Raw genomic sequence first — 23,460 nt, forward strand, 5'->3', positions numbered from 1 at the left:
TTTGAATCCCTTTGCAATAGAAAGTATTTTTTACATATTGATTATATTGAAAAAATTATGACTTGTCACTAGCGACTTAAACGGAGTTCTAATTGGACCCTATTTTGTTTACATTCGGTTGAATAGAAGGCGCATTCGATATTCCTTCATGTGTGATATAGCTATGCAGAACCATACCAACGACCACTAAGAGTATTCCTCCCCATGAAATAAGAGATGGAAAAGCAATCGACAGAAATAGAACTTCCCCTATTAATGCAAATAACACTTCCATAGATTGTGTTGCTTCTACTGACGCTAACTGTTGCATATTATCCTTTACCATGTCAGTTGCTTTAAAAAAGAGTACTGTTGCAATCACGCCAGAAGACAATGCTACGATCAAGGACTGGAATGTTTGATTTACACTTGGTAAACCGACTGTGGCTAACCCGTATATGGAAAGTAAGAGCCATAAAGGGAGGCTTGCTAGCGTCATTCCGAGGACTCTTTGGAATACATCCAATCTTCCATCTACAATCACCATCATTTTTCTATTTCCGAGCGGATAAGCAAAGGAAGCGATGATGACTGGAATAATCCCAAGCCAAAATTCTTTTGCAGAAAAATGTCCAGCATGTTCGAGCTGCATGAGACCGATCCCGACCAAAATAATAAGAGAGAATAGCAATCCTTTAACAGGTATTATCCCCCGTTTCTTAATGACGCCGGTTTTTGTATGTACTGTTTCAAAAAAGAATGGTGCTAATAGAGAGCCTGCAATAATCGTAAATTGCCAAGTACCTGCCACTAACCACCCTGGAGAATAGACTGTGGCAAAACAAAGTGGTGCATAGAACAACCCGAAACCAACAAAACTCCACAATATCCATGCACTTGGGTTCTCTTTCATAATGTGGATAAGTGGCTTGAGATTTTTTCTTCGAACCACGATCATTAGTAAGAATGGAATCATAAAAATAAATCGAAGCGAAGCACTCCAAATCCAGCTTCCACCTGACATCTCCATTGCCCTATTCAAGACAAATGTAGTTGCAAAAAAGAAGGCTGCGCATAGACCAAGCAATATTGGACGCAATTTCTTATCCCCCCTGCCTTATTCAAAGTATTTCCATTATAACAATTAAGTTTTTAATATTCTAACTATATTTATCATTCTTATTTTTCTAATTCGTCAAATTTCAATCATTTCCGTGGAAATACTTAGCACCATTTTTTAATACGACAAAAAACTGCCTCAAATAAGGCAGTCCCTACATTTCTTTAAACCAAGGCTTCACAATTGACGATAAATATCACATAGAAACGAATCCTATATATGGATAAGAAACTAGTTTGCTAACGTTTCGTTGAAAAGTGACTTTTCTTTTAATTGAATTCTCGCTCTTCTCATCCTCGTTTTCACCGTCGATATCGGTATTTTTTTCGATGAGCTTATTTCCAGCAAGGACTTGTCTTTAAAATAGAATAATAGCAGTGGCTCTCTATAAATGACGGGTAGTTCATTTATCGTATCAATCATTTCCTCTTCCGTACTCCTCGTTACAACATAATCCTCCGGCTGTGGAATGGTACTTTCTATTTCATAATGATAAACCTTTTCTTCCCAAAATTTTTGAACCGATTTTTGCTTTCTCCAATAATCCCTACATTTATTGACAGCAATTTTATAAATCCAGCTTTTCAAATTGGCTCTTTCCTCAAACTGGTCTAAATTTAAATAGGCAGAAATAAGTACCTCTTGGTATAAATCCTCTGACAGTTCTTTGTTATGTACTTGTTTATATATAAATTTGGCCAATAAAGGGCCATTTTCTATTATCCAATTCTCGAATACTTCTTCTGTAATTTTATCTAACACTGGTAATCCCCCTTAAAGCGCCCACTTGAACTTCAACTATAATGGACGAAAAAGATAGGGGTACCCCTACAGATTTTTCTAATAATATAAAAACAAGCAGAAGAAATTAAATTTCCCTCTGCTTGTTTTTTATTTATATTAAATTAAGCTTTTACTGATTGGCTTGCTTCGTTTCTCCCTTTGTTCACTAATTTACGAAGGTATGGTAATACATAACGGTCTAAACCGTATTTACCAGCATTGTAACCAGCTGCTGCGATGAATACTCCCATAATAATATCTGTTGGGTTGTGAGAAACTGTACCAGAGAGCATGAATGAGAAGTTCATCACTAAAGCGAAAAATGCTGCTGCAGTTGTTAAACATCCAAGAATAAGTCCTAAACCTACTAACAATTCTCCCCAAGCAACAAGAGTACTAAATAGTCCTGCGTTTGGAAGAGCAAAGCTTTCTAAGAATGATACCCAGCCACCGTAAACTGCCTGACCATCATGCATTACCGGATTTGCAACTGCACCATTTAAGAAACCACCTGCATCAAATCCTCCTGTAATTTTACCCCAACCTGCAGTCATCCAAGCCCAACCAAGATAAATACGTACGACAGTTAAAATACCAGCAACAATGTTATTTTCTCTTAATAATTTACCAATCATGTTAAATCTCTCCTTTAGTTTATGAATGTATTATTTCTAACTACAAGTAAAGATTATCATCTAAACATGAGAATAACATTATACTGGTGATCATTTTCACAAATCCGCAATAAAGTTTTGACAAACTATTGAACTGACATTATTTTCCTTAATAGAAAAAAATCAACACAACGAAAAAACCCTTGATAATCAAGGATTTCCGCGTATCCACCTTATTAAGTTATTTTTGTCAAAAATTTGAATATCGGTGATGATTTTCACTTAATATGAAAATTAAGTGTCTATTGCTATTTTAATAAATCGTTTATTTTCATATTTGATTTACTTCTCTTCTTAGAGAGTAATAGGATACACCAATCTTTTTACATATCGTCATGTAGTGCATAAGGGTTAGCAGTACTGTTCCCGTATTCATGCCAATGATGACTCCATCCATCTGGAATTGACTCATCGAGCCTAAAAAATATATAAGCCCAAATGTAATGATTGATGACCAAATATTGTGTAGGAAAGCATCCTTCATTAATCCCAACCCGATTAAATAGGCTTGCAATGGAATTACAAAGAAATGGAGCAAAAAATATGGCAGTAGTACCTGTAAATAACCTGCAGCTGTTGTTGAATGCAAGAATAAATTTGTTAACGGCTCTGCAAAGAAATAAAAAATAAAGACAACAGGTATTCCATACATAAACGTAAACGTCATGACTTGCCTAAGCAATTGTTGTAGCCTGACCATATCTCTTTGTGCATAAGCCTTTGAAACGGTTGGAATTAACACAATTAGTAGGCTATGTGCGATAAAGCCTGGGAAAAAACCGATTGTCATGGCGACTCCTGCCATTAGTCCAAATTGCTCGGTAGCCACTGTCGCACTCACTCCAGCGTTCAATAATGCCGCTTTAATCAAGAAAGGTTGGACTGCATGCGTCAACGAGTGAAAAACTCTTATACTCGTTGTTGGGATCGAAACGGAGATTAAGTTTTTCCGAACATTTTTCCCACTTATAAAGCTTGAAGGCTGTCCTTTTAATTGTTGATATTGAATATAAAACATATGAATCAAGTAAAGAAAAATGACAATCTCGCTGCCAACAAAGGTAAAAAAGGCTATCATAATCGAGGTTTGTGAGTCAAAGTTAAATAGTTGGAACAAGAACACAAGAAGCACTAGTTGAACCATTTTTCTCATCAAGTTAGCTACTGCAATTTTTCCCATTTGATGCTTGCCCATAAAAAAACCACGTGCAATGGCAGAAAAGGATATGAGCGGAATTAATAGTACGACGAGCCATTTAAATAATGGATGGTAATCATGAAACATCGTCAAAAATGGCATGAGCAAAATAAATATGATCATAAAAAAGGAAGTCGTTACAATTGTGAGATGTATAGCAGATTTCAACATATTTCGATGAAATTTCGCGTCTTTTTCAGCTATAAATTTTGAAATTGAAATAGGAAGTTCAAAACTGGCTAATAAGACAATTAAGAAGACAGTAGGAAGAATCGACATATATAACCCTAGTCCTCTTTCTCCTAGCTCCTTTGCTAGAACCATATTCATCACAAATTCTACACACTCACCTATGAAGGAAGCAACAATTAACAGCAAAGATCCTTTTACAAACGTACTCACGATGAATACATCTCCTAACCTTTTATAAAGTGGCCATGTTATTGATGAACAAGCGTTGTTTTGACTCATCTGACTCTGACACGATAATACGAGGGGGGAGCGTACTTCTTTTTGCGCTTCATCGTGTCAAAGCTGCCTTCTAGCTATCGGAACAAGGCGTGAAGGACGATGGTTTTTCAAAGTGAGCCAAAAGCCAATAACATCACATGATGAAATCGGTCCATTTCATTTATCTTTCTAAATATATGAGACAAGTCCGGAGATTATTTCTATCAGTTTGTGAGCAAAAAAGCTCCTACAAAATGTAGGAAGCTTCCGGATTTGACGAATTAGATCCAACCATCTCTCACCCTTAAGCGGAGTTTTTCCTGTTATCTCCTCAATGAAGTCCATTTTAGGGGAAATAACGGAAGATTTTCCGCTTATGGAGGGCAAAAGCGTTTATTTTGGCATTTTTTCAGTGAATAGCAGGAATTTTTCCTGTTATGTCGGCTCTTTTTTTTGATGCTAGCTCATTAAGCGGAATGTTTCCTGTTATTTTTTCATACCGATAGATTTATACGAACATTTTATCCACAAATCGAGGGAATTTATTAATTCCTGCAAAAAAAAGAGTTTACCTGACGACAATTTGTCATCAAGTAAACTCTTTCCCTAAGTTCTCTATTTTACAAGCGAGTGTTTAAAAGCATAAATAACAGCCTGAGTTCGATCTTGAACTTGAAGCTTGCTTAAGATGTTACTAACATGCGTTTTCACCGTTTTCAATGCAATAAATAACTCATCGGCGATTTCCTGATTCGATTTCCCCTCTGCCATCAGTAAAAGGATTTCAAGCTCTCTTGTTGTTAATTCTTCATGGAGCTCGGTCTGTTTCTTTTGACGCATCTTTGACATCATTTTCCCCGTTACTTCCGGTTCGAGTACGGATTGACCATGGTGGGTTGCCCGCACTGCATTGGCGATTTCACTCGCCTTTGAGGTTTTTAACATATATGAGGTCGCTCCTGCCTCCAATGCAGGATACACTTTTTCATCATCAAGGAAACTTGTTACAATAATGATTTTTGCTTCAGGCCATTTTTCAATGATATTTCTTGTTGCCTCGATGCCATCCATTTCCTTCATCACTAAGTCCATGAGGATAATGTCGGGACGTAATTCAAGCGCTAAATCGATCGCTGTTTTCCCGTTATCCGCTTCTGCCACTACTTCGATGTCAGGTTGTGCAGAAAGATATGACGATACACCGATCCGCACCATCTCATGGTCATCTACAAACAATACTTTAATCATTGGCCTCATCCTTCTTCTTCAATATCGGTACTTTAACTTCTAAACGTGTTCCTTTATTTTTCACACTAATAATTTTAAGTGCTCCACCAATCTCTACTGCTCGCTCGTACATATTTTGCATCCCGTAAGAGCCGGCTTTCGATTCTTCCACATCAAAACCTATTCCATCATCCACTACTCTTAAGATGACAAATCCGTCCCGCTTAATGAGGAGTACTTCGACTTCGGTTGCTTTTGAATGTCTTAATGTATTGGAGACCGATTCCTGTAAAATTCGAAACAGATGATCCTCAACTCCTTTATCGAGAGGAAAATCTTCTACCTTCCAATGAATCTCCATCGTCACCTTTTGCGAAAGTTCGATCAGGAGCTCCTCTATTCCTTCTTGCAGCGTTTTTCCTTTGAGGGCAACTGGTCGCAAATGAAGAAGTAACGCTCTCATTTCAAGCTGCGATTGATGGATCATCCCTTCGACCATTTTTAATTGCTTGGACTCGAGCTCATTCGTTTCATTGATCGCAGACATGAGCATCGAAGCGGCAAAAAGTTGCTGACTCACCGAATCATGTAACTCTCTTGCCAATCGATTTCTCTCCTGCGAAATAATCTCTTGAATGCGATTTTCTTGATCCTCTGCTTTCTCATTCGCTAGCTTTTGAGAAAGCAGTACTTGCTCTGACATCTGTCGTTGAATTTTCTTAATTCGTTGCAGAATGACTTTTTTATCTTCAAATACTTCTTCATCTATGTCTAAGTTTCTTCCCTCTTCTACCTCATGAAGAGCAGCATCAAGAGTTTGAAACTGTTTTTTCCAATACAGTCCCGATACAATTCCAAATACAAGTCCAATGGCAAGGCTCAAACTTGGAATAAATAATAAAATCGGAATATCCATCAAATTTCTTTTCCAAAGCTCCTGAAACCCGACAAATGGAAAAGATAAAATAAAAGACAAAGTAACGACAAAGAACACAAATAGAGCGACTAAAATGCCCCATCCGATTTGTCTTTGTATAATATTCATACTCGTTTCACCTCTAAATCTCCAACTAGAAATGAGGTGAAAATTTTGACCTTCTGCTCAGCCTTTTGGTATCCAACTGTTTCGTATTGTACCGACTGATTAAACCTTTTAGGCCCTTCATATTGAAAGACCGATGCTTTTCCAGCAATCGATGAATGATGAATGCTAACTTCAATATCATATGGAATAAGGACTTGGACATTGCCAATAAAATTACGGATAAAGATAACCGTTTCCCCTTTTGGTAGGACAGTGTAGCTTAAATCGATATTCGTATCCCCAATTCCTGATTGAATATTGATATCATTCCATTCAAATACATGGTCAGGAGTTTTTCTCTCTCCTAGTATCGAATTATCAAAAAGAGGTTTTTTCTCTATCACAATCTCTTCAGGCGTTTCTTTTTGAATAATCGGTTGAATCGTTTTCGGTTCTTTTCTTGATTGATAGTACTCGATAATAAAATGAATGACGATGGCCAATAAGAGGAACTTAAAGGTCATCATACTTAAAATGCTCATCGCAAAGAAAAAGATTCCGCACCAAAAGAATACCTTCCCTATCGTGCTTCCCTTTCTTTTTCTTCCCACATAAATCAAACTCATGGCAACTAGAAGAGAAAAGATCACACCACTATTAAAAAACGATACCTCAAGAAGAAGTAGGATAATCCCAAGTGGAATAGCTTTATTTACGTAATCGTCTTTCATTTTAAATTGCATGATGTACCTCTCCTTTCTAGCTCAGCCAAACGGGCGTAGTATTCTACGCCCGTTCTAAAATCGCTCGAGTTTTAGCGTAAACCGTATGTCTCTTCATTAAGTATGCACTCCCTATCTCTGCATTTCAAGAGATTTTCAAGGGCTCAAACTCTAGCTTAAAAATTCGCTGTTTTTTCATCTTTGTTCATGGCTTTTTCAAGCTCTGCAATGCGAGCGTCTATCGTATTTTGATGGTAAGACTGATTGATGTCTTTTTCTAAACGTTCTAAATAGGATTCAATCTCGCCAAAGCGTGATCTTGTTTTTTCCGAAAAAGAATTTTCGTTTATGACCTGATCCATTTTGTGATTCGCTCTAGAAATGTTTTCACGGCCCATTAATTCCATGCGACGAATATGCATGTCCTTTAATTTATGCTTCATCTCTTCATACTTCGCTTCTAATTTTTGCAGTTCAGACGCTGCTTCACTTAATGTTTGATGTAAGCGCGTCGCCAGTTCCTCATAATGTACTGCTTCCTTAGCCGCAAACTGATGCAATTCTGTTTCTCCAGCTTTATCTGCGATTTCCGCCTGTTGCTTACGCTTCTTCGCCAACTCGACAGCCTTCTCATATTCGTTCGCAAATTCTTCTCTTAATTGGTACTGTCTTGCGATTAACTTTCGCACCTTTTCAGTTTCCTGTTCACATTGACGTAAATATTGATTTAATAATGCAATCGGATTCTTTTTCTCTTTTTGCTCAATTACTTCATTTAAGTCGGCCATCACGGTATTTTTAATGCGTGTAAATAAATTTGACATGGGACATTCTCCTTTATTAGTTCTTATTTAATTCAGACCATTGCTTTTCAAAATTTTGAAAAGGGTCATTCTCTTGTTTGTAAGTTGGCTTTTGATTGTTCCACTTTTTATACAAAACGTATAGAACGTATGCAGCTACAATGCCAATAATCGCTGGAATATTGGATGCCGCCGTTAATAATACGAAAACACCAACAATCCCTAATACGATTTTCCACCCGAAAGAATCTGTCTTTAAAAATTGTTTAAAGATAAAGTAGAGGACAGCTAAACTAACCGCCAATCCAATCAGTGGACCTAAATTTGATAGCAATACTAAAGCCGCAATACCTCCTGCTAATAGCAACCAGAAATTTTTCATTTGTTTGTTGCCTCCTTTCTTGTTTCCATCTTATCTCGTTTTTCGACCTTTCATAACGAGCCTGAGCTTTATTTTCGTATCGGTCTTGAGTCTTAGTTGATGGTCGGTCCACAAAAAAACGCCGGGATTTCCCGACGTTTTTCCTTACTTAGATATAAACATTTGCGTCCAATAATATCGTTGCGAACCTCCTTCTGCGTAACCTACACCAATTTCGGTGTAACCAGAATTCAAGATATTCGCTCGATGTCCTTCACTATTCATCCATGCTTGTACCACCTGTTGAGGGGTCGTTTGGCCAGCTGCAATGTTCTCACCAGCACTTCGATAGGAAAGGCCAAATTTTTTGATCATATCAAATGGTGAGCCATAAGTTGGACTGGTATGGGAAAAGTAATTTCGGTCTCGCATATCGGCAGACTTATACCGAGCTACCCGTGACAACTCCCAATTTGCCTTTAACGGTTTCAGACCATATTTGGCCCGCTCCTGATTCGTCAATTGGATCACTTGATTTTCAATGCTTTTCGTAGCATCGTAATCGGGAATGGTCACTTTTTGACCAGGGTAGATTAATGCTGGGTTTTTAAATTGTGGATTGGCAGAGATGATTTCAGACAATCCCACCTGATACCAAACGGAGATTTTCCAAAGCGAATCCCCTGGACTTACGGTATGTACTCGCTGAGCGTGTGAAATGGTTGGAATAGTTAATACAGCAAATAATAATGCAATTGCGATTACAATTTTTTTCATCATTCTTCACTCCTCCTCGTTGATAGAATTCAACATAGAGTGAAAAATAAAACATGGATGTTATTGCCAAAGATTATTTCGTTAGTTCTCTAGTAGCAATAGCGATTCCATCTCTATCTGCATAGACATAGTCTCCAGGATTCCAGTTTACAGAGAGAAAACGTAAAGAGATATTTTTCTCCCCTTTGCCCTCCTTCTTGCTTTTTAACGGATGGGTCCCTAATGCCAGAATACCCACATCCATTTGGGAAAGCTCTTCCGAATCCCGAACACAACCGTTAATGATAATCCCTGCTAAACCTCTGCTCTGAGCAATTTCTGCCAGTTGATCCCCTAATAAAGCTCGTCGTTTAGAACCTCCTCCATCAACCACAAGGACAGAACCTGAAGGAATTGTTTCGAGTGCTTCTTTTACCAGCACATTATCTTCAAAAACCTTTACCGTTTTGATTGGACCTGAAAAGCTTTTTCGCTTGCCAAAGGATTGAAACTCAGAACCGATGACTTGTAGTTCACTAAAATATTGATCACATAAATCGGTTGTTTTCATGCTCGTTCCCCCTCACTGTTTTTCCTACTTTATTCTTGATCCTAATGGTGAAATCCTCTTCTTTTCCAAAATTCCTCGCATATATGTATGGAAAGGGCATTTTTAAATACTCATGAGGAGGAATTTGATGCTTGAATGGACGTCCACCTTGATTGGATTTCTGATTGTTTTCTTTATTGTGGGAGGCGTTTTCGTTTATTTTTTGATGGATTCTCTTAATACGGAAGATTCTACTAGGGTTGATCGGCCACCTAAAAATGATCAATAGAGATTTACAGGCGAACCGCCTATTTTCAAAGAGTACAGCCTTTTCTGTACTTTTTTTTGTGTTGTTGACAAAATGCATAAATTTGAATGAAATGGAAAAATTATGTTCAGTATGTTTTTATGGAGGGTTAACATGACTGGGAATGCAAATAATCAAATGCCAACTTTTCCAGAATCGTATTGGAGAGAGTTTGAGCTACCACTTTTTAATAAACTGACAGAAGATCAGACCTTTGATGTCGCCATTGTTGGAGGAGGTATCACCGGCATAACGACAGGCTATCTTTTAGCAAAAGAGGGGCTGCGAGTGGCGATTATCGAGGCTGGGAGGATTCTAACCGGAACAACCGGTCATACGACTGCGAAAATTACTGCTCAGCATAACATCATTTATGATGAGTTGATGAATCATTTTGGTGAAAAAAAGGCACGAATGTACTATGATGCGAACACAGATGCCCTCAATTTTATCCGGCAGATGGTTCAAACTCACGAAATCGATTGTGATTATAGTGATGAAGATGCCATTATTTATGCAACGACCGATCAAGGTCAGGACAAGATTGAGAAAGAGGCGCTAGCTTACGAGAGGCTTGGGATTAAGAGCTCTATTCAAAATCAAATTCCTTTTGATATTGATATAAAATCAGCCTTAGCGATGTCTCAACAGGGCCAGTTTCACCCACTTAAGTATCTTCATAAGCTTGTAACACTGTTCATTGAAGCCGGTGGAACTATTTTTGAAAACACGACTGCCATGGATATTGATGACGGGGAACAGCCACAAATTATGCTTCGCAATGGTAAAAAAGTAAACTGCCAGCACATCGTGGCAGCATCTCATTTTCCTTTTTGTGATAAAAAAGGGCTTTTCTTTGCACGAATGTATGTGGAAAGAGCCTATATTCTTGGACTGAAAACGAAACAACCTTTTCCAGGAGGAATGTACATTAGTGCCGATTCTCCGACTCGCTCCCTTCGTGCGACTCCTTTTAATGGGGATCAACTCGTGTTAATGAGTGGAGAAGGACATAAGACTGGACAAGGAATCGATACGCTTCAACATTATTTAAATTTGGAAAAGTTTGCAGACGATGTTCTTGGTATTGAGGAATACAAGTATCGCTGGTCTGCACAGGATATGTATACACTTGATAAGGTTCCTTATGTTGGAGCGATTACTGAAAATCAACCTCGTGTGTTGATTGCAACTGGTTATCGTAAATGGGGGATGACGAATGGAACAGCTGCGGCCCTTCTCCTGAAGGACATGATTGTAAATAAGGACAACCCTTATGAGGAACTTTTTACCCCGCAAAGATTCCATGCTGATCCCGAGGTAAAGAAATTTATCAGTGTGAATGCCGATGTAGCTAAGCATTTCATTCAAGGAAAGCTTGAATTTATTCCAAAGACGCCAGATGAACTGGTGGTTGATGAGGGCTCACCAGTTATGGTGGATGGCAGACGTTGTGGTGCCTACAAGGATCAGAAAGGAAAGTTACATATTTTGGATACAACCTGCTCTCATTTAGGATGTGAGGTCGAATGGAATCACGGCGAGCGAACATGGGATTGCCCATGCCACGGCTCTAGATTTTCCATTGACGGAGAAGTTCTTGATGGTCCGGCCGTGAAACCATTGGAGAAGATTGAGTGGGAAAGTTAGAGCTATAGTATTAAGTATGGGCTTTTTTGATAGGGTTCCTTATGAACTATTTTATGAGGACACTCTTGAATGCTTTTCTACCCAGAGTTTGTCCTCATGAACCCCTTATGTGGACAAACTTCACCACTTTTTCTACCAGAGTTTGTCCTCATGAACCCCTTATGAGGACAAACTTCACTGCTTTTCTTCCGGAGTTTGTCCTCATGAAGCACATGTGGACACTCTACTCTACGAAAACATAAATTGTCCGCATACACATCTTTGTATGCGGACAATTTGTTTCGCGACTACATCGGTACCCTTATCTATGAATCGCCTACCAATTCTAATCGACAATTCGCTTCTGGTTACGTTCATCTTTTGGCGTAAATTCCACTAATTCTGAGCTTACTTTTTGCTTTTGTTTTTTATTCTTATTGCGTTCGGCATTGGCGTTGCCCATTTTTGTGCGTCCCAACGATTTCAACTCCTTCTCTATCAATTCATAGGTAGTATGAGTCGTCGGTTAGTTCCTCATGCAAACCAAACTTCAAAAAGTAAAATTTACCTTCTGTCTTCAGGGCTGACAATAACCCCTTTATAAAACACTTTACGTGTAACCTCTACCCCTACTTCACGAGCGTATTTCTTGAGTTCCCTTTCTTCTCGTTCGGTCACTAGGGATATCACGATTCCATCCGCTCCAAAGCGACCAGTACGTCCTGAACGATGAACATATTGCTCCAGATCCTTTGGAAAGTCTAAATGAACAACATGAGTTACTCCCTTAATATCTAAGCCTCTTGCAGCGACATCGGTAGCAAGTAGCATATTCACTTTTCCGGTACGGAAGTCTTTTAAAGCATTTTTTCTTTTATCCTTGTTTAAGTCGCTGTGCAGAATAGCCGTTTCAATCCCATCAAAGGCCAGCTTCTCACTTGCTACCGTTAAGCTCCCAATATCCTTTATAAACACAAGTGTCTTCGCATCAGGTAAGCGAAATACTTTTTCCAGCAACTTGATTTTCTCCCGTTGCTCAGCAGTAAAATAAATATGCTCCACATTGCCTGCCGAAATCGTTTCGTCTTTTTCAATTCGAATCACTTCAGGCTTTCTCATTAGAGCCTTTGCCTCTTTTTCTACATAAGGGGATAGAGTTGCAGAAAATAGAACGACCTGACGTTCAGCTAAGGCAGAACGGATAATATTTTGCACGGTTGGCAAATGCTCATGTGTCAGCAGTTGATCCCCTTCATCTAAAACAATCGTTTTCACTTCATGCATTTTAATTTTCTTTTGCTTAATTAATTCATACAGTCGGCCCGGTGTTCCGGCAATGATATGGGGATGCTTCTTTAGTTTTTCGAGCTGCCTTTTAACATTCGCTCCTCCAATAAAAGAAGCAGAACGAATACCACTTGCTTCACTCCATTTTTGAATTTCTTGAAGAATTTGCATCACAAGTTCTTGGGAAGACGCTAAAACTACCGCTTGGATCGCTCTTTTATCTGGAGCAATTTGATTTAAAACCGGTAACAAGTAAGCGAGAGTTTTGCCTGTACCTGTGGGAGATTCAGCAATGACATCTTTCCCCTCTAAAATATAAGGAATGGCACTCTCCTGTACTTGAGTTGGCTTTCCAAATTGTTCTTTTTTCCATACATCCTGAATAAAGCCTTTCAGCTTTTCTTGTATTAACTCACTCATCGTTTTCTCCTTTTACAATCACTATTCCTATCTAAAGATACAGAAAAAGGGTAGAAAAAGCTACCACTATTCCTCCTCACTACTAGGGAACTCAGATAAAAAGCTCTTATTGCGAATTCCACTTCGGCGGATGGCCAAATGAACATTGACATCTACGTCTGCCCGAATAAATTCCTCATTCCATTTATCCTCAACCTCTTTCGCTTTTTGGTAATCCTGGCGATGGAGCGCCTCTCCAAACCCAAATATATCAACCCCAAATTCATCTTGTACTTTTTTGATCGTACTTTCAATCATCGCTTGAATATATTGACTCGCCATTTCTTCCAGTTCGATATATGTTTCTTTTTTCGATAAATCCTTCTGACATTGCATGCTATTCAGTCTTGCCTCGGAGTATATGTCTACCTTTAAATGAGGTTGTTGACCTCTATAAAAAGTTTCTATTTTTGACTTATTATTCGTGATTACTATATCAAAATAAATCCTATCTATCTCATTACCACCTAGTTTTCCACAAGGCACATCCACCATCGTCGATTCGAGCTTTTGTGTCCATAAATAGTTCCTCGTATCATCCAATGATAGGTAACCAATTAATTTATCCCTTTCGAATACGGCAATTCCATCAAGTTGTATCATTGCCGGTGCCTCGATCGACATATTACTTTCGACATTTTTTGCTTTTTCAGCATTCCCCTTTATGATGACAGAACTGGCAACTGGAGAGCGCCCATGAGAAACAATGGCATCAATGAAATCTGTCAACCGTACTCCAGGCTCTCCCCCCCAACCTTCTAAAATAGACTTAATCTGCTTTTGAACTTTTAAAGACGGTACTTTTTCGACTGGGTCATTGATCTTCGTAAACAATTCAGCTTCATGACCTTTCGTGATCAAAATATTAAAGTCATTTCGGAATTGGGGACTTCTTTCTAGAGAGTCTAAGAAACTCCCCACTCCTTCCTTTTTGGCCACCGCTTCATTAATATATAACGATCTCGTATGTGAAAAAATAAGCTTCCTACTTACCCCTACATTCATTCGAGCCGAAATTTCCGGGAGTGAATTGCCTTCTAAAGTCATAGCAGAAACAGGTGCACCCTCTGATGGTTCTTGAGGAGCCAACTGGGAAGCATTTACATATCCAACCGTCATGCGATACTTTTTTTCCTTACCAGGATCGATAGAAATTCCTGTTACGATCGAAACATCATTTAGTTCAGTACTATCCCAACAACCTGTCAATATGAAGGAAACACTACATATCAGCAAAAAAATTCGTACTTTCATTTGCCTCCCCCTTTTGCTGGCGGAGGGCTTGGCTTATGCTTTCCCTTCTTTTTGACCGGCGACTCTGGGAATAAATAAGACGGCCTTTTTTTATTGGTCCATATTGGGAATCTTAAAAAGACATCATCTTGATCGAATAACTTAAATGGTGCTACAGGCGCTAAATAAGGAACTCCTAAGGAGCGTAAGCTAACAAGATGTATGACCATGATAATGAGAAATAATAACACACCATATAAACCAAAAATGGCTGCACAAAGGATTAGCACAAAGCGGAGTAACCTCGTTGAAATGGAAAAATTGTATATTGGAGAGACAAAACTAGCGATAGCTGTAAAGGCAACGATTATCACTAGAACGTTGGAAACTAGCCCTGCTTCAACTGCTGCCTGCCCAATAACCAAAGCACCAACAATCGAAACGGTTTGTCCTACCGCTCGTGGCATCCTAACTCCTGCCTCTCTCATAATTTCAAATGTTAGTTCCATCATGAAGATTTCGATCACAGCTGGAAAAGGAACCCCTTCTCTCTGTGCTTGAATACTGATCAATAGCTGAGTCGGCATAAGCTCTTGATGAAAAGTCGATAAGGCAACATATAAAGAAGGCAACATTAAAGCAATCATAAATGACATATAGCGAATAATCCGAATAAAGCTGGACATTAAAAAGGGTTGATAATAGTCCTCTGAGGATTGAAAAAAATCAGTCAAGACACTTGGTACTGCTAAAACAAAAGGGCTTCCATCTACGATTAGAGCGATTTTTCCTTCTAGTAAGTGACCACAAATACTATCTGGCCTCTCTGTATTGAACACAAGTGGAAAAGGGGTGAAGGATTTATCGGCAATCAATTCCTCAATATTCCCTGAATCCAATACAGCTCCAACGTCAATTTTTTTAATTCTTTTCCTTACTTCATCCAAAATATCCGCATTCGCAATCGATGATATATAGCCTATGCCCACTGTCGTTTTTGTATCCCTGCCGATATAGAAGCCTTCAAAGGTCAAATATGGGTTTTTGATTCTCTTTCTAACGAGACTAATATTCGTATTGATATCCTCAGTGAAAGCTTCCTTTGGTCCGCGAATAATCGTCTGAGTACTTGGTTCTGTTATAGCCCTTTTTTCAATATTACCAATTTCTAAAGACAAGGCTTTTCCCTGACCATCGACCATAATTACGGCAAAGCCGTTTAATATATGCCAAACGACCTTGTGAAAAGTATCTGCATATTCAAAAGCGATCGTCGGAAAATAAAGATCGCGAATTTCCGCAATATTATTTGGTCTTTTATTTACCGAAGTTTCTCGAGGTACATTTAGGACTTTGTTGGTGAGCGATTCAATACTTAACATCGTCCCTAAATAACAAACACACGCATCTAATTGACCAAGTTTAATGTCATCACAGGAGAAATCAAACGTATGCTTAAAGAGTTCTTGAATCGCCTTCTTATTTTTGCTTAAGCTTCTAAAATATTCCTTAGAGACATCCCCTTTTTGAAATAACTCCTCCACTGGAGCTTTTTCACCATTTTTATTTTTTCTTCTCTTAAATAGGAAATCACTGAGACTCATTCATGTCCGATCCCCTTTTTTGTTTTTTCGTTTTCCAGAAAAGCAGTGGAGCAATGAGTACCGGCAAGATTAATTGGAATGGAATATGCATATATTGGGGAATAAATCGAATTCCTTCTTCAATATGCTCTGCAAAGTTATTACTAATCAAAATCGCCCCGTAAGAAAGAATTGTAGACATTGGAAGAACCATGTATCGGTACGGAATATTCATAACATGTTCAAGTCCTTTTAGTCCCGCATAAAAAAATACACTCACCTTTGTAATAATTCCAAACATCACAATAAAGACGACGACTAAATCTACTCTTTCAATGAATTCCAACAAAGAAATATCTCGTGCTGCAGATAGCAATGGAAAGACCGACCTTTCCATTTGCTCTGTACCAAGAGTAGCGATTTCAACTATTGTTCCATAAATAATAATCATGCCGCTCACTAATACGGTAACCACACTTACTTTTCCAGCTTTTTTAAATTGTGTGACATTTGGAATGATTACCATAAAGGTAATTAACTCCCCGTAAGGAAAGGTTAAAAGTCTAGGAAAAATATGTTTAAAAATTGGACCAATCCCCTCTGCCATTACAGGTTGCAAATTCTTAAAGTCCATTTCTCCAGAAAAAAGAATGGCTAATCCAATTAAAATCGTGAACGTAAACACATAGGGAATAAAAATCTCCCCTGTTCTCCCAAAAACTTCAAGCCCTAAATAGAGCATATAAGCAATAACGCACATCATCGTAATAGAAATAACCTCTATTGGCGTATTTTCAAATATAACGGTAGTAATTAATTCACAAAAATCCCTTAACACCCTCTCAGCAATATAAAAAAAATAAAAGACGTATAAAAGCGCAATTCCCTTTCCTAACCATTTTCCAAAGCAAAGGGTGATGATCTCAAACAGATTTTTTCCAGGAGTACGCTTAAGTAGCAACACATAGAAACTAATGACCCCCACTCCTAACACCGTTGAAATCGCAACAGCTATCCATGCATCCTGCTTCGAGTCATTTCCGACTCCAACGATGGCAACACTCCCAATCTCAAAGATAAACATTAATACTGCCAGTTGCCACAAGGATAGATTTTCCACAAGCTTCTTGTTCATAATGGCTTATGCCCTTTATTTTTTTTTATGCGATAATCAATCACTATACTGCATATCAATCCTACAAACGCTGTTCCGCTTACAAAGCCCTCATTTGTTCCCTCATCTAATGAGAACAGTCTGAAAAGGACTAGTAAAAAGGATTCCTGCCATATAAACATGTCAATTAGTGCCACAAGAACGAGCATGCCAACAAACATTATCAAAAACGCAAAGGTCACCAATCTTATCATCCTAATATTCATCATTATGGTTCATTCTATTAATTTTTCACATTCCATATTTTTCACAACTTATGCCCAGTTTATGTGAAGAAATTTCCACTCCTTCCTATATTTTTCGATAAAAAAAGAACCTATCTTGTAGATAAGTTCATCACAATCTTGATTTGGAATACACCTTCGGAGGCAGCTTTGCTTTTCGAATCAGTTGGTTGATCACTTCAGAGAAAACAAGACCTAGGGCGATGGCTCCTGAGATTAAGCCAGCCTTTGCAGCCAAACCGAGGCCAACGATATAATCATTTTCCACAAAATTACGCATCGCATCATAGGCGAGACCCCCTGGGACCAACGGAATGATCCCAGCAACATTAAAAATGATAATAGGTGCTTTATATCTTCTTGCAAAAAATTGACTAATTAACGCGACAACAAATGAACCAGCTAAAGAGGCTGGAACGGAATCTATCCCGTTGCTTGTCATCATAAAATAGACAAACCAGCCGGCCATGCCGACAATTCCACATTTTATTAATGAAACCTTCTTTGTATTAAAAATAATCCCAAATGCTGCAGAAGCAATAAAGCTTGTGATTAATTGTTCTAAAACCATTTCAACACTCCTAAATAAAGGTTAACACGACCGCTATGCCAGAACCGATCGCAAAAGCTGTTAATAACGCTTCCGCCCCTTTTGACAGCCCGGAGACTAAATGACCGGCCATTAAATCTCTGACTGCATTGGTAAGGACAAGACCAGGAACGAGTGGCATGACAGACCCAATAATAATTTTATCAAGCTCATTGCCCCATCCGATATAGATAAATATCCAAGAAAGGACACCAATAATAAGCGAGGCAACGAATTCTGAGAAAAACCTAATCGGTACGAGGCGCTGGGCATAAATAAAACTAATTAATCCGATCCCACCTGCCACTAGCGCAGGAAAAAAGTCATTCCATGTACCCTGAAACATGATTAAAAAGCAACCACTTGCAATGGCAGCAGCCAAAACTTGAACGATAATGGGGTAAGATGGTGTTGAGCTTTCAATATGTTTCAATGATTCATATGCTTCTTCAAGTGTCAATTCCTTATTGCTAATTTGACGGGAAACGCTATTTACTAACGTAATCTTATGTAAATCGGTCGTCCGATCAGTAATTCGAATGAGCTTCGTTTTTGTCGGTTGTTCACACTCAATCGAGAACATAATTCCTGTCGGTGTCACATAACTATGTGATTCTTTTGCTCCAAAGGAGGATGCCATTCTCATCATCGTATCTTCAACTCGATAGGTCTCTGCCCCACTTTGGAGCATGATCTTCCCAGCGAGCAAACACACTTCCATTACATCTATCTTCATTTTTATTTCTCCTATCTTTATAACAATGTGCGAGATCGAGATTTCGCACGAAATAAGCCACAATTTTGATGTATACCCTAGCTTATTAAAAAATCACCATGTCTAATCATAATATTTAACAACCTTTAATACAATTTGAAAATCTATTTTTTCTAAATGAAATTGTTATTTTTATGTAAAAGCAATATGAAATCAGCAAATCTACTTGTTTTTGCTTAGTAGTCTTCTTTACACTAGTAAAGAGGTGACGATTAATGGATGTTTCAAAAGCAAAAGTTCTCGTTTTTGATTTAGATGGAACCGTGTATGAGGATACACATCATTTTGATTACCAAGCAGAGCGACTAAAGGACAAGCTCCCTTTAGAAAAGCAATCCCTCTTCCAAATAGATTTTGATGCGGTGAAGCGTGATGAACACCCGATTAAAATTGGAAGGGTCTATGATGGAGTAAACGATTTAGTTCTAGTGCAACTAGATAACATCGTTCAAGAAGCATATGAGTGGAACGGCCTTCGACTTTCAGATGAAGAGGTTGGGAAGCTCTATCCTGACCCGATTGAAATCAATTTCGAAACGATGCTAAGCATTGGCGATCCTTGGTGGACTTCCACTTCAATCGCAGGGCACTATGGGCTAAATAGTAAGGAGTGCTATGAGGCATTTCTTGAAACGAGAGAGTATATGATGGGACCAGAATTCGAGATGGAACCGATTGTCGGATTTAAAGAAGTACTTAGCGACATGTATGAACATGTAAAACTCGTATTATTAACGAACAGCCCTCAGCCTGATAGTGAAGCCATTTTAGCAAAAATTGGCCTTGATCAGCTATTTGATTTAAAAATATTTAACGGTGAAAAGCCGACCCGTACACTTGAACGTTTTGAACGTATTAAAAGTGAATTTGGTGTGGAATATGACGAGATCGTCAGTGTAGGTGACAACTGGATTAACGAAATCCGACCAGTTCGTCCGCTTGGCTGTGGAACGATATTCATTGATCCCCATGGAGTTGGAAATCCAAGTTCTGCAGATTTCATCTTTGAATGCATGGGAAACGCTATTCCGGTATTGAAGAAAATAGGAAATCCCCTTGATTAAAGGGGATTTTTAGACTGTAGTCAAACTCAATTTTATCGAGTTTGACTACAGTCTTTTAATTTTTCGCCATAATCATGCTTCATGTGCCCTTCATGCGACATACTTTTCTCTTGCATCCATCATAATCTTGTTTCATGAACCCTTCATGAAACATACTTTTCTCTTGTAGCCACTAAAATCTTGTCTCATGAGCCCATCATGAAACATACTTTTCACTTTCACATATCAATATCTCTCCTCATGAACAAAAGGCATTGAGATTCGTTCTCTCAATGCCTCTTGTCAACAGTCTGAAATCCCCTTGATTAAAGGGGATTTTTAGATCCAATTAGTTAACTTGCCGTGTCCGTAAGAATACTTTAATCATCAAATAGGAAACTTCATCTGGGAGAAGTTCTTTGATCGGTTTCAATTTTTCTGCTCCTGCTTCTTCTACTGCTTGTTTAAGAAGGGAGATATATTGATCGGGAATGATATCAGATACTGCAATGTCCAGCCCTTCTGCCATGCATTGTTGGATATGATTCTCGATCGTACTTGTTGCCATTTCCCGCTTCTTCGCGATTTCTTTAACCGATAATCCTTCCTTAAATAGATGATAAGTTTCCAGATGGGAATTTTTCTCCCCTTTTTTCTTTTTCGGTTTCGAGGCTTCCATCACCGGTTTTTCCGTGACTCTTTCTGGATTATCTTCACAAAATTCAAGAATTCCGTTGATAAATTGTTCTCCATATTTCTCAAGCTTCATTTCTCCAACACCACTAACGCCAAGGAATTCATTCCTATTTTGTGGTAATTTTATACACATATCTTTCAGTGCAGCATCGGAAAAAATCACAAATGGAGGTACATTCTCAATGTCTGCAATCGACTTTCGTATTTGGCGAAGCTTTTCAAATAGCGGATCTTGCGTTGAAACCTGTACCACTTCAACGACTTCTTTTCGAAAGACCTGCTGCTTTCCAAGCAAGACTTCCTTTCCTCCTGGTGTAATAAAGATGGTTGGATATTGACCTTGTTCAACTCCAATAAGATCCTGTGAGATGAGAAATTCAATGAATTCACTTGCCTCTTTCGCACTCATCTCTTTTAAGATACCGTACGTTGGCAATTGATCAAATCTCAATTCCTTGATTTTCTTATTATTTGAGCCGGTTAATACTTGAGCAACTGCCGTTTTTCCAAAGCGTTGCCCCATACGGATGATACATGACAAAACCATTTGCGCCTCTTTTGTCACTTCAACACTGGTGCGAGAATCTGTACAATTCCCACATCTCCCACATCTTGATGCATCCTCTTCTCCAAAATATTCTAGAATATAAGCTTGGAGACAGTTTTCAGTATGGCAATAATCAACCATTGCCTGTAATTTTTCAAGCTCTCCAGCAATCCTCATTCTGTCTGCCGATTGGTCGATCAAAAATCGTTGTACCTGAACATCTTGTGAAGAGTACAAGACAATGCATTCACTATCAAGACCATCTCTACCTGCACGACCTGCTTCTTGATAATAGCTCTCCATATTTTTAGGAAGTTGATAATGAATACAATAGCGAATATTGGATTTATCAATTCCCATTCCAAATGCCGAGGTTGCAACCATCACCGTTGTTTCATCTTGAAGGAACTTCTCTTGCTCATGCTTTCTGTCGTTGTCGCTCATTCCCGCATGGTAGCGACCAACACGAATTCCTTCCTTGGATAATTTTTCGTAGAGCTGATCAACTGTTTTTCTAGTGGCAGCATAAATGATTCCGCCCTCTTGCTCATTCTTTTTGACATAATCTTTTAAAAAAGCATAGCGATCCTGACCCTTTATGACATTAAATGAGAGGTTTTCACGCTCAAACCCAGTCATGATCGTGTGGCGTTCATCGATTTGTAATGCGTTGCAAATATCGGTACGTACTTGTGGGGTAGCGGTCGCTGTTAACGCCATGACAAGAGGTTTTTGTGGAAGTTGCTCAATCAGCCTTTGAATTTGCAGGTAGCTTGGACGAAAATCATGTCCCCACTGGGAAATACAATGGGCCTCATCCACGGCTACAAGGGGAATATCGAGTCCTCTTAATTGCTCAACGAATTCGCGTGATTCAAGTCGTTCTGGAGCGATATATAAGAGCTTATATTCTCCATATATGGCAGCTTCCATTCGTTCATTTGCTTCTTGAAAACTTAAAGAACTATTAATAAACGTGGCTGGAATCCCTACTTGTAAGAGGCTATCAACTTGATCCTTCATTAATGAAATGAGTGGTGAAATAACAATCGTTGTACCGGGTAAAACGAGAGCTGGTATTTGATAACATATCGATTTCCCTCCACCAGTAGGCATGATACAAACCGTATCTTTGCCAGCTAAAATCGATTGAATAGCTGCTTCCTGCCCTTTTCGAAAGGAAGAATACCCGAAATGAGCCTGTAATAGTTGTTTTGCTTGCTCTAACATTTTGCATGACCTCACTTTTGAAAGGGATATCGGCGATAATTTTGATATATCAGCGTAAAATCAATTTTATCGGTGATTCCCCCATTTTACATCAAACCACTTGATTTACAGTATCTAAAATTCCAAAAAGCTCCTCTAGTTGGCGGATTTCATAATCTGGGGTTACTTCATTACGTTCTTTGTCGTGTCGATTAATCCAAACGGATTTCATCCCAACCCGTGATGCCCCTAATATATCGGTCATCAAGTTGTCTCCAACCATAATCGCCTCATCCTTTGACACTTCCATACGTTGAAGGGCATGCTCAAAAATAGTTGGATCTGGTTTACCTCGCCCGAAATCCCCCGAAATGACGATCTGATCAAAGTATGGAGCAATTTCTGGTGTGATTGCTAGTTTCGTATTTTGCAAATCAGGTGAACCATTTGTTAAAAGTAATAATTTGTAGTTTCCTTTAAGCTTGTCCAACACAGAAAAAGTATCATCATAGACAAATGGATTTTTTCTTCGCTCAATTGGAAAGCGCTCAGCTAGTTCAATACCAAAATCTTCATCTTCAATTCCTAGTGCTCGTAATCCGCCCGTCCATGCTTCTTTTCGATATGTAGGAACGATCTCCTTCATCTTTCGAAAATTTACATCATGTTGATCGAGAAAGTTTCCCCATAAGCCTTCAAACGGATTAATGCCAATCATTTTCGTAAAAGGATATGTCTCAAACGATGAGTAAAGCTCCCTTGCCGCTGAACGAACTGCTTCTTCCAATTCTTGCGGCTCAACACCGTATTTTTCCTCTGCCAGCTTACAAGTGGCGGCAAAGGCTTCCTTTACACTTCTATGATCCCAAAGCAATGTATCATCTAAATCGAAAAAAATCGCTTTAATCAAATTCATTCCCTCGCCTTCATCAGTGCTATTTAGTTTCTAGATTACAAGGAAAAATGGAAATAGTAAATAGAAGGGCACGCCTTAAATGGATCAAATATTTGATTATTTTTCGCTTTTTTGATCTCACTTAAAAAATCCGAACAATCGC

At 38.6% G+C, this 23,460-nt stretch carries 24 protein-coding genes; 3 read left to right on the top strand and 21 right to left on the bottom strand.

What is annotated here, in order from left to right:
* Positions 1–88: 88 nt before the first annotated feature.
* From AA0X71_RS20490 to rraA, 11 genes are all read right to left on the bottom strand, one after another.
* A complete protein-coding gene (locus AA0X71_RS20490) occupies positions 89–1,078 on the bottom strand; it encodes a multidrug resistance efflux transporter family protein (RefSeq protein ID WP_413357122.1) in 990 nt (329 codons plus the stop codon).
* Between the two features lie 252 nt (positions 1,079–1,330).
* Positions 1,331–1,861 (bottom strand): RNA polymerase sigma factor, encoded by a 531-nt coding sequence (locus tag AA0X71_RS20495; RefSeq protein WP_413357123.1) that lies wholly within the window; start codon positions 1,859–1,861, stop codon positions 1,331–1,333.
* A 143-nt stretch (positions 1,862–2,004) separates the two neighbouring features.
* Positions 2,005–2,517, bottom strand: coding sequence for a DoxX family membrane protein (locus AA0X71_RS20500; protein WP_413357124.1), 513 nt, complete (start codon positions 2,515–2,517; stop codon positions 2,005–2,007).
* Between the two features lie 310 nt (positions 2,518–2,827).
* Positions 2,828–4,156 (bottom strand): polysaccharide biosynthesis protein, encoded by a 1,329-nt coding sequence (locus AA0X71_RS20505; protein ID WP_413357125.1) that lies wholly within the window; start codon positions 4,154–4,156, stop codon positions 2,828–2,830.
* 663 nt (positions 4,157–4,819) lie between these two features.
* Entirely contained in the window at positions 4,820–5,452 is a 633-nt protein-coding gene (locus AA0X71_RS20510; protein ID WP_413357126.1) for a response regulator, read from the bottom strand.
* On the bottom strand, positions 5,445–6,476 hold the full coding sequence (locus tag AA0X71_RS20515) for a sensor histidine kinase (protein ID WP_413357127.1): 1,032 nt from the start codon (positions 6,474–6,476) through the stop codon (positions 5,445–5,447). Before AA0X71_RS20515 ends, AA0X71_RS20510 begins: the two co-directional genes overlap by 8 nt.
* Positions 6,473–7,198: a cell wall-active antibiotics response protein LiaF gene (liaF, locus tag AA0X71_RS20520; protein WP_413357128.1), complete on the bottom strand. Its 726-nt coding sequence runs from the start codon at positions 7,196–7,198 to the stop codon at positions 6,473–6,475. Before liaF ends, AA0X71_RS20515 begins: the two co-directional genes overlap by 4 nt.
* Before the next feature lie 155 nt (positions 7,199–7,353).
* Entirely contained in the window at positions 7,354–8,001 is a 648-nt protein-coding gene (locus AA0X71_RS20525; protein WP_413357129.1) for a PspA/IM30 family protein, read from the bottom strand.
* Positions 8,002–8,017: 16 nt separating this feature from the next.
* Positions 8,018–8,362 carry a flagellar basal body rod protein gene (locus AA0X71_RS20530; protein ID WP_413357130.1) on the bottom strand — a complete coding sequence of 115 codons (345 nt, stop codon included), beginning with the start codon at positions 8,360–8,362 and terminating at the stop codon, positions 8,018–8,020.
* A 144-nt stretch (positions 8,363–8,506) separates the two neighbouring features.
* Positions 8,507–9,121, bottom strand: a complete 615-nt coding sequence (gene safA, locus AA0X71_RS20535; protein WP_413357131.1) for a SafA/ExsA family spore coat assembly protein — start codon at positions 9,119–9,121, stop codon at positions 8,507–8,509.
* Positions 9,122–9,191: 70 nt separating this feature from the next.
* On the bottom strand, positions 9,192–9,668 hold the full coding sequence (rraA, locus tag AA0X71_RS20540; RefSeq protein WP_413357132.1) for a ribonuclease E activity regulator RraA: 477 nt from the start codon (positions 9,666–9,668) through the stop codon (positions 9,192–9,194).
* A gap of 127 nt (positions 9,669–9,795) precedes the next feature.
* Here rraA and AA0X71_RS20545 point away from each other — a divergent pair, with 127 nt between their 5' ends.
* Entirely contained in the window at positions 9,796–9,936 is a 141-nt protein-coding gene (locus AA0X71_RS20545) for a hypothetical protein (RefSeq protein ID WP_413357133.1), read from the top strand.
* A 156-nt stretch (positions 9,937–10,092) separates the two neighbouring features.
* Positions 10,093–11,604, top strand: a complete 1,512-nt coding sequence (locus tag AA0X71_RS20550) for an FAD-dependent oxidoreductase (protein WP_413362693.1) — start codon at positions 10,093–10,095, stop codon at positions 11,602–11,604.
* A 325-nt stretch (positions 11,605–11,929) separates the two neighbouring features.
* Here AA0X71_RS20550 and AA0X71_RS20555 read toward each other — a convergent pair whose 3' ends face one another.
* The 8 genes from AA0X71_RS20555 to AA0X71_RS20590 form a co-directional block, all read right to left on the bottom strand.
* Complete coding sequence (locus AA0X71_RS20555; RefSeq protein WP_019155295.1) at positions 11,930–12,061, bottom strand: hypothetical protein; 132 nt, start codon at positions 12,059–12,061, stop codon at positions 11,930–11,932.
* A gap of 86 nt (positions 12,062–12,147) precedes the next feature.
* The gene (locus AA0X71_RS20560; protein ID WP_413357134.1) at positions 12,148–13,290 is read right to left on the bottom strand and encodes a DEAD/DEAH box helicase; all 1,143 of its coding nucleotides are present in this window, start codon (positions 13,288–13,290) and stop codon (positions 12,148–12,150) included.
* A 66-nt stretch (positions 13,291–13,356) separates the two neighbouring features.
* Positions 13,357–14,583, bottom strand: coding sequence for a Ger(x)C family spore germination protein (locus tag AA0X71_RS20565; protein WP_413357135.1), 1,227 nt, complete (start codon positions 14,581–14,583; stop codon positions 13,357–13,359).
* The gene (locus AA0X71_RS20570; RefSeq protein ID WP_413357136.1) at positions 14,580–16,166 is read right to left on the bottom strand and encodes a spore germination protein; all 1,587 of its coding nucleotides are present in this window, start codon (positions 16,164–16,166) and stop codon (positions 14,580–14,582) included. Before AA0X71_RS20570 ends, AA0X71_RS20565 begins: the two co-directional genes overlap by 4 nt.
* Positions 16,153–17,280 carry a GerAB/ArcD/ProY family transporter gene (locus tag AA0X71_RS20575; protein WP_413357137.1) on the bottom strand — a complete coding sequence of 376 codons (1,128 nt, stop codon included), beginning with the start codon at positions 17,278–17,280 and terminating at the stop codon, positions 16,153–16,155. The genes AA0X71_RS20570 and AA0X71_RS20575 overlap by 14 nt, the downstream gene beginning before the upstream one ends.
* The gene (locus tag AA0X71_RS20580; protein ID WP_413357138.1) at positions 17,277–17,501 is read right to left on the bottom strand and encodes a hypothetical protein; all 225 of its coding nucleotides are present in this window, start codon (positions 17,499–17,501) and stop codon (positions 17,277–17,279) included. The genes AA0X71_RS20575 and AA0X71_RS20580 overlap by 4 nt, the downstream gene beginning before the upstream one ends.
* Positions 17,502–17,655: 154 nt before the next feature.
* The gene (locus tag AA0X71_RS20585; RefSeq protein ID WP_019155301.1) at positions 17,656–18,114 is read right to left on the bottom strand and encodes a threonine/serine exporter family protein; all 459 of its coding nucleotides are present in this window, start codon (positions 18,112–18,114) and stop codon (positions 17,656–17,658) included.
* A 10-nt stretch (positions 18,115–18,124) separates the two neighbouring features.
* A complete protein-coding gene (locus tag AA0X71_RS20590) occupies positions 18,125–18,868 on the bottom strand; it encodes a threonine/serine exporter family protein (protein ID WP_413357139.1) in 744 nt (247 codons plus the stop codon).
* A 254-nt stretch (positions 18,869–19,122) separates the two neighbouring features.
* On the opposite strand from AA0X71_RS20590, the gene AA0X71_RS20595 reads away from it, so the two are divergent.
* The gene (locus AA0X71_RS20595; RefSeq protein ID WP_413357140.1) at positions 19,123–19,971 is read left to right on the top strand and encodes an HAD family hydrolase; all 849 of its coding nucleotides are present in this window, start codon (positions 19,123–19,125) and stop codon (positions 19,969–19,971) included.
* Positions 19,972–20,299: 328 nt separating this feature from the next.
* Here AA0X71_RS20595 and recQ read toward each other — a convergent pair whose 3' ends face one another.
* On the bottom strand, positions 20,300–22,423 hold the full coding sequence (gene recQ, locus AA0X71_RS20600; protein WP_413357141.1) for a DNA helicase RecQ: 2,124 nt from the start codon (positions 22,421–22,423) through the stop codon (positions 20,300–20,302).
* A gap of 91 nt (positions 22,424–22,514) precedes the next feature.
* The gene (locus AA0X71_RS20605) at positions 22,515–23,312 is read right to left on the bottom strand and encodes an HAD family hydrolase (RefSeq protein ID WP_413362694.1); all 798 of its coding nucleotides are present in this window, start codon (positions 23,310–23,312) and stop codon (positions 22,515–22,517) included.
* Positions 23,313–23,460 lie beyond the last annotated feature (148 nt).

Origin of the sequence: Robertmurraya phoenicis (assembly GCF_047302285.1) — a bacterium.
GTDB lineage: Bacteria > Bacillota > Bacilli > Bacillales > Cytobacillaceae > Robertmurraya.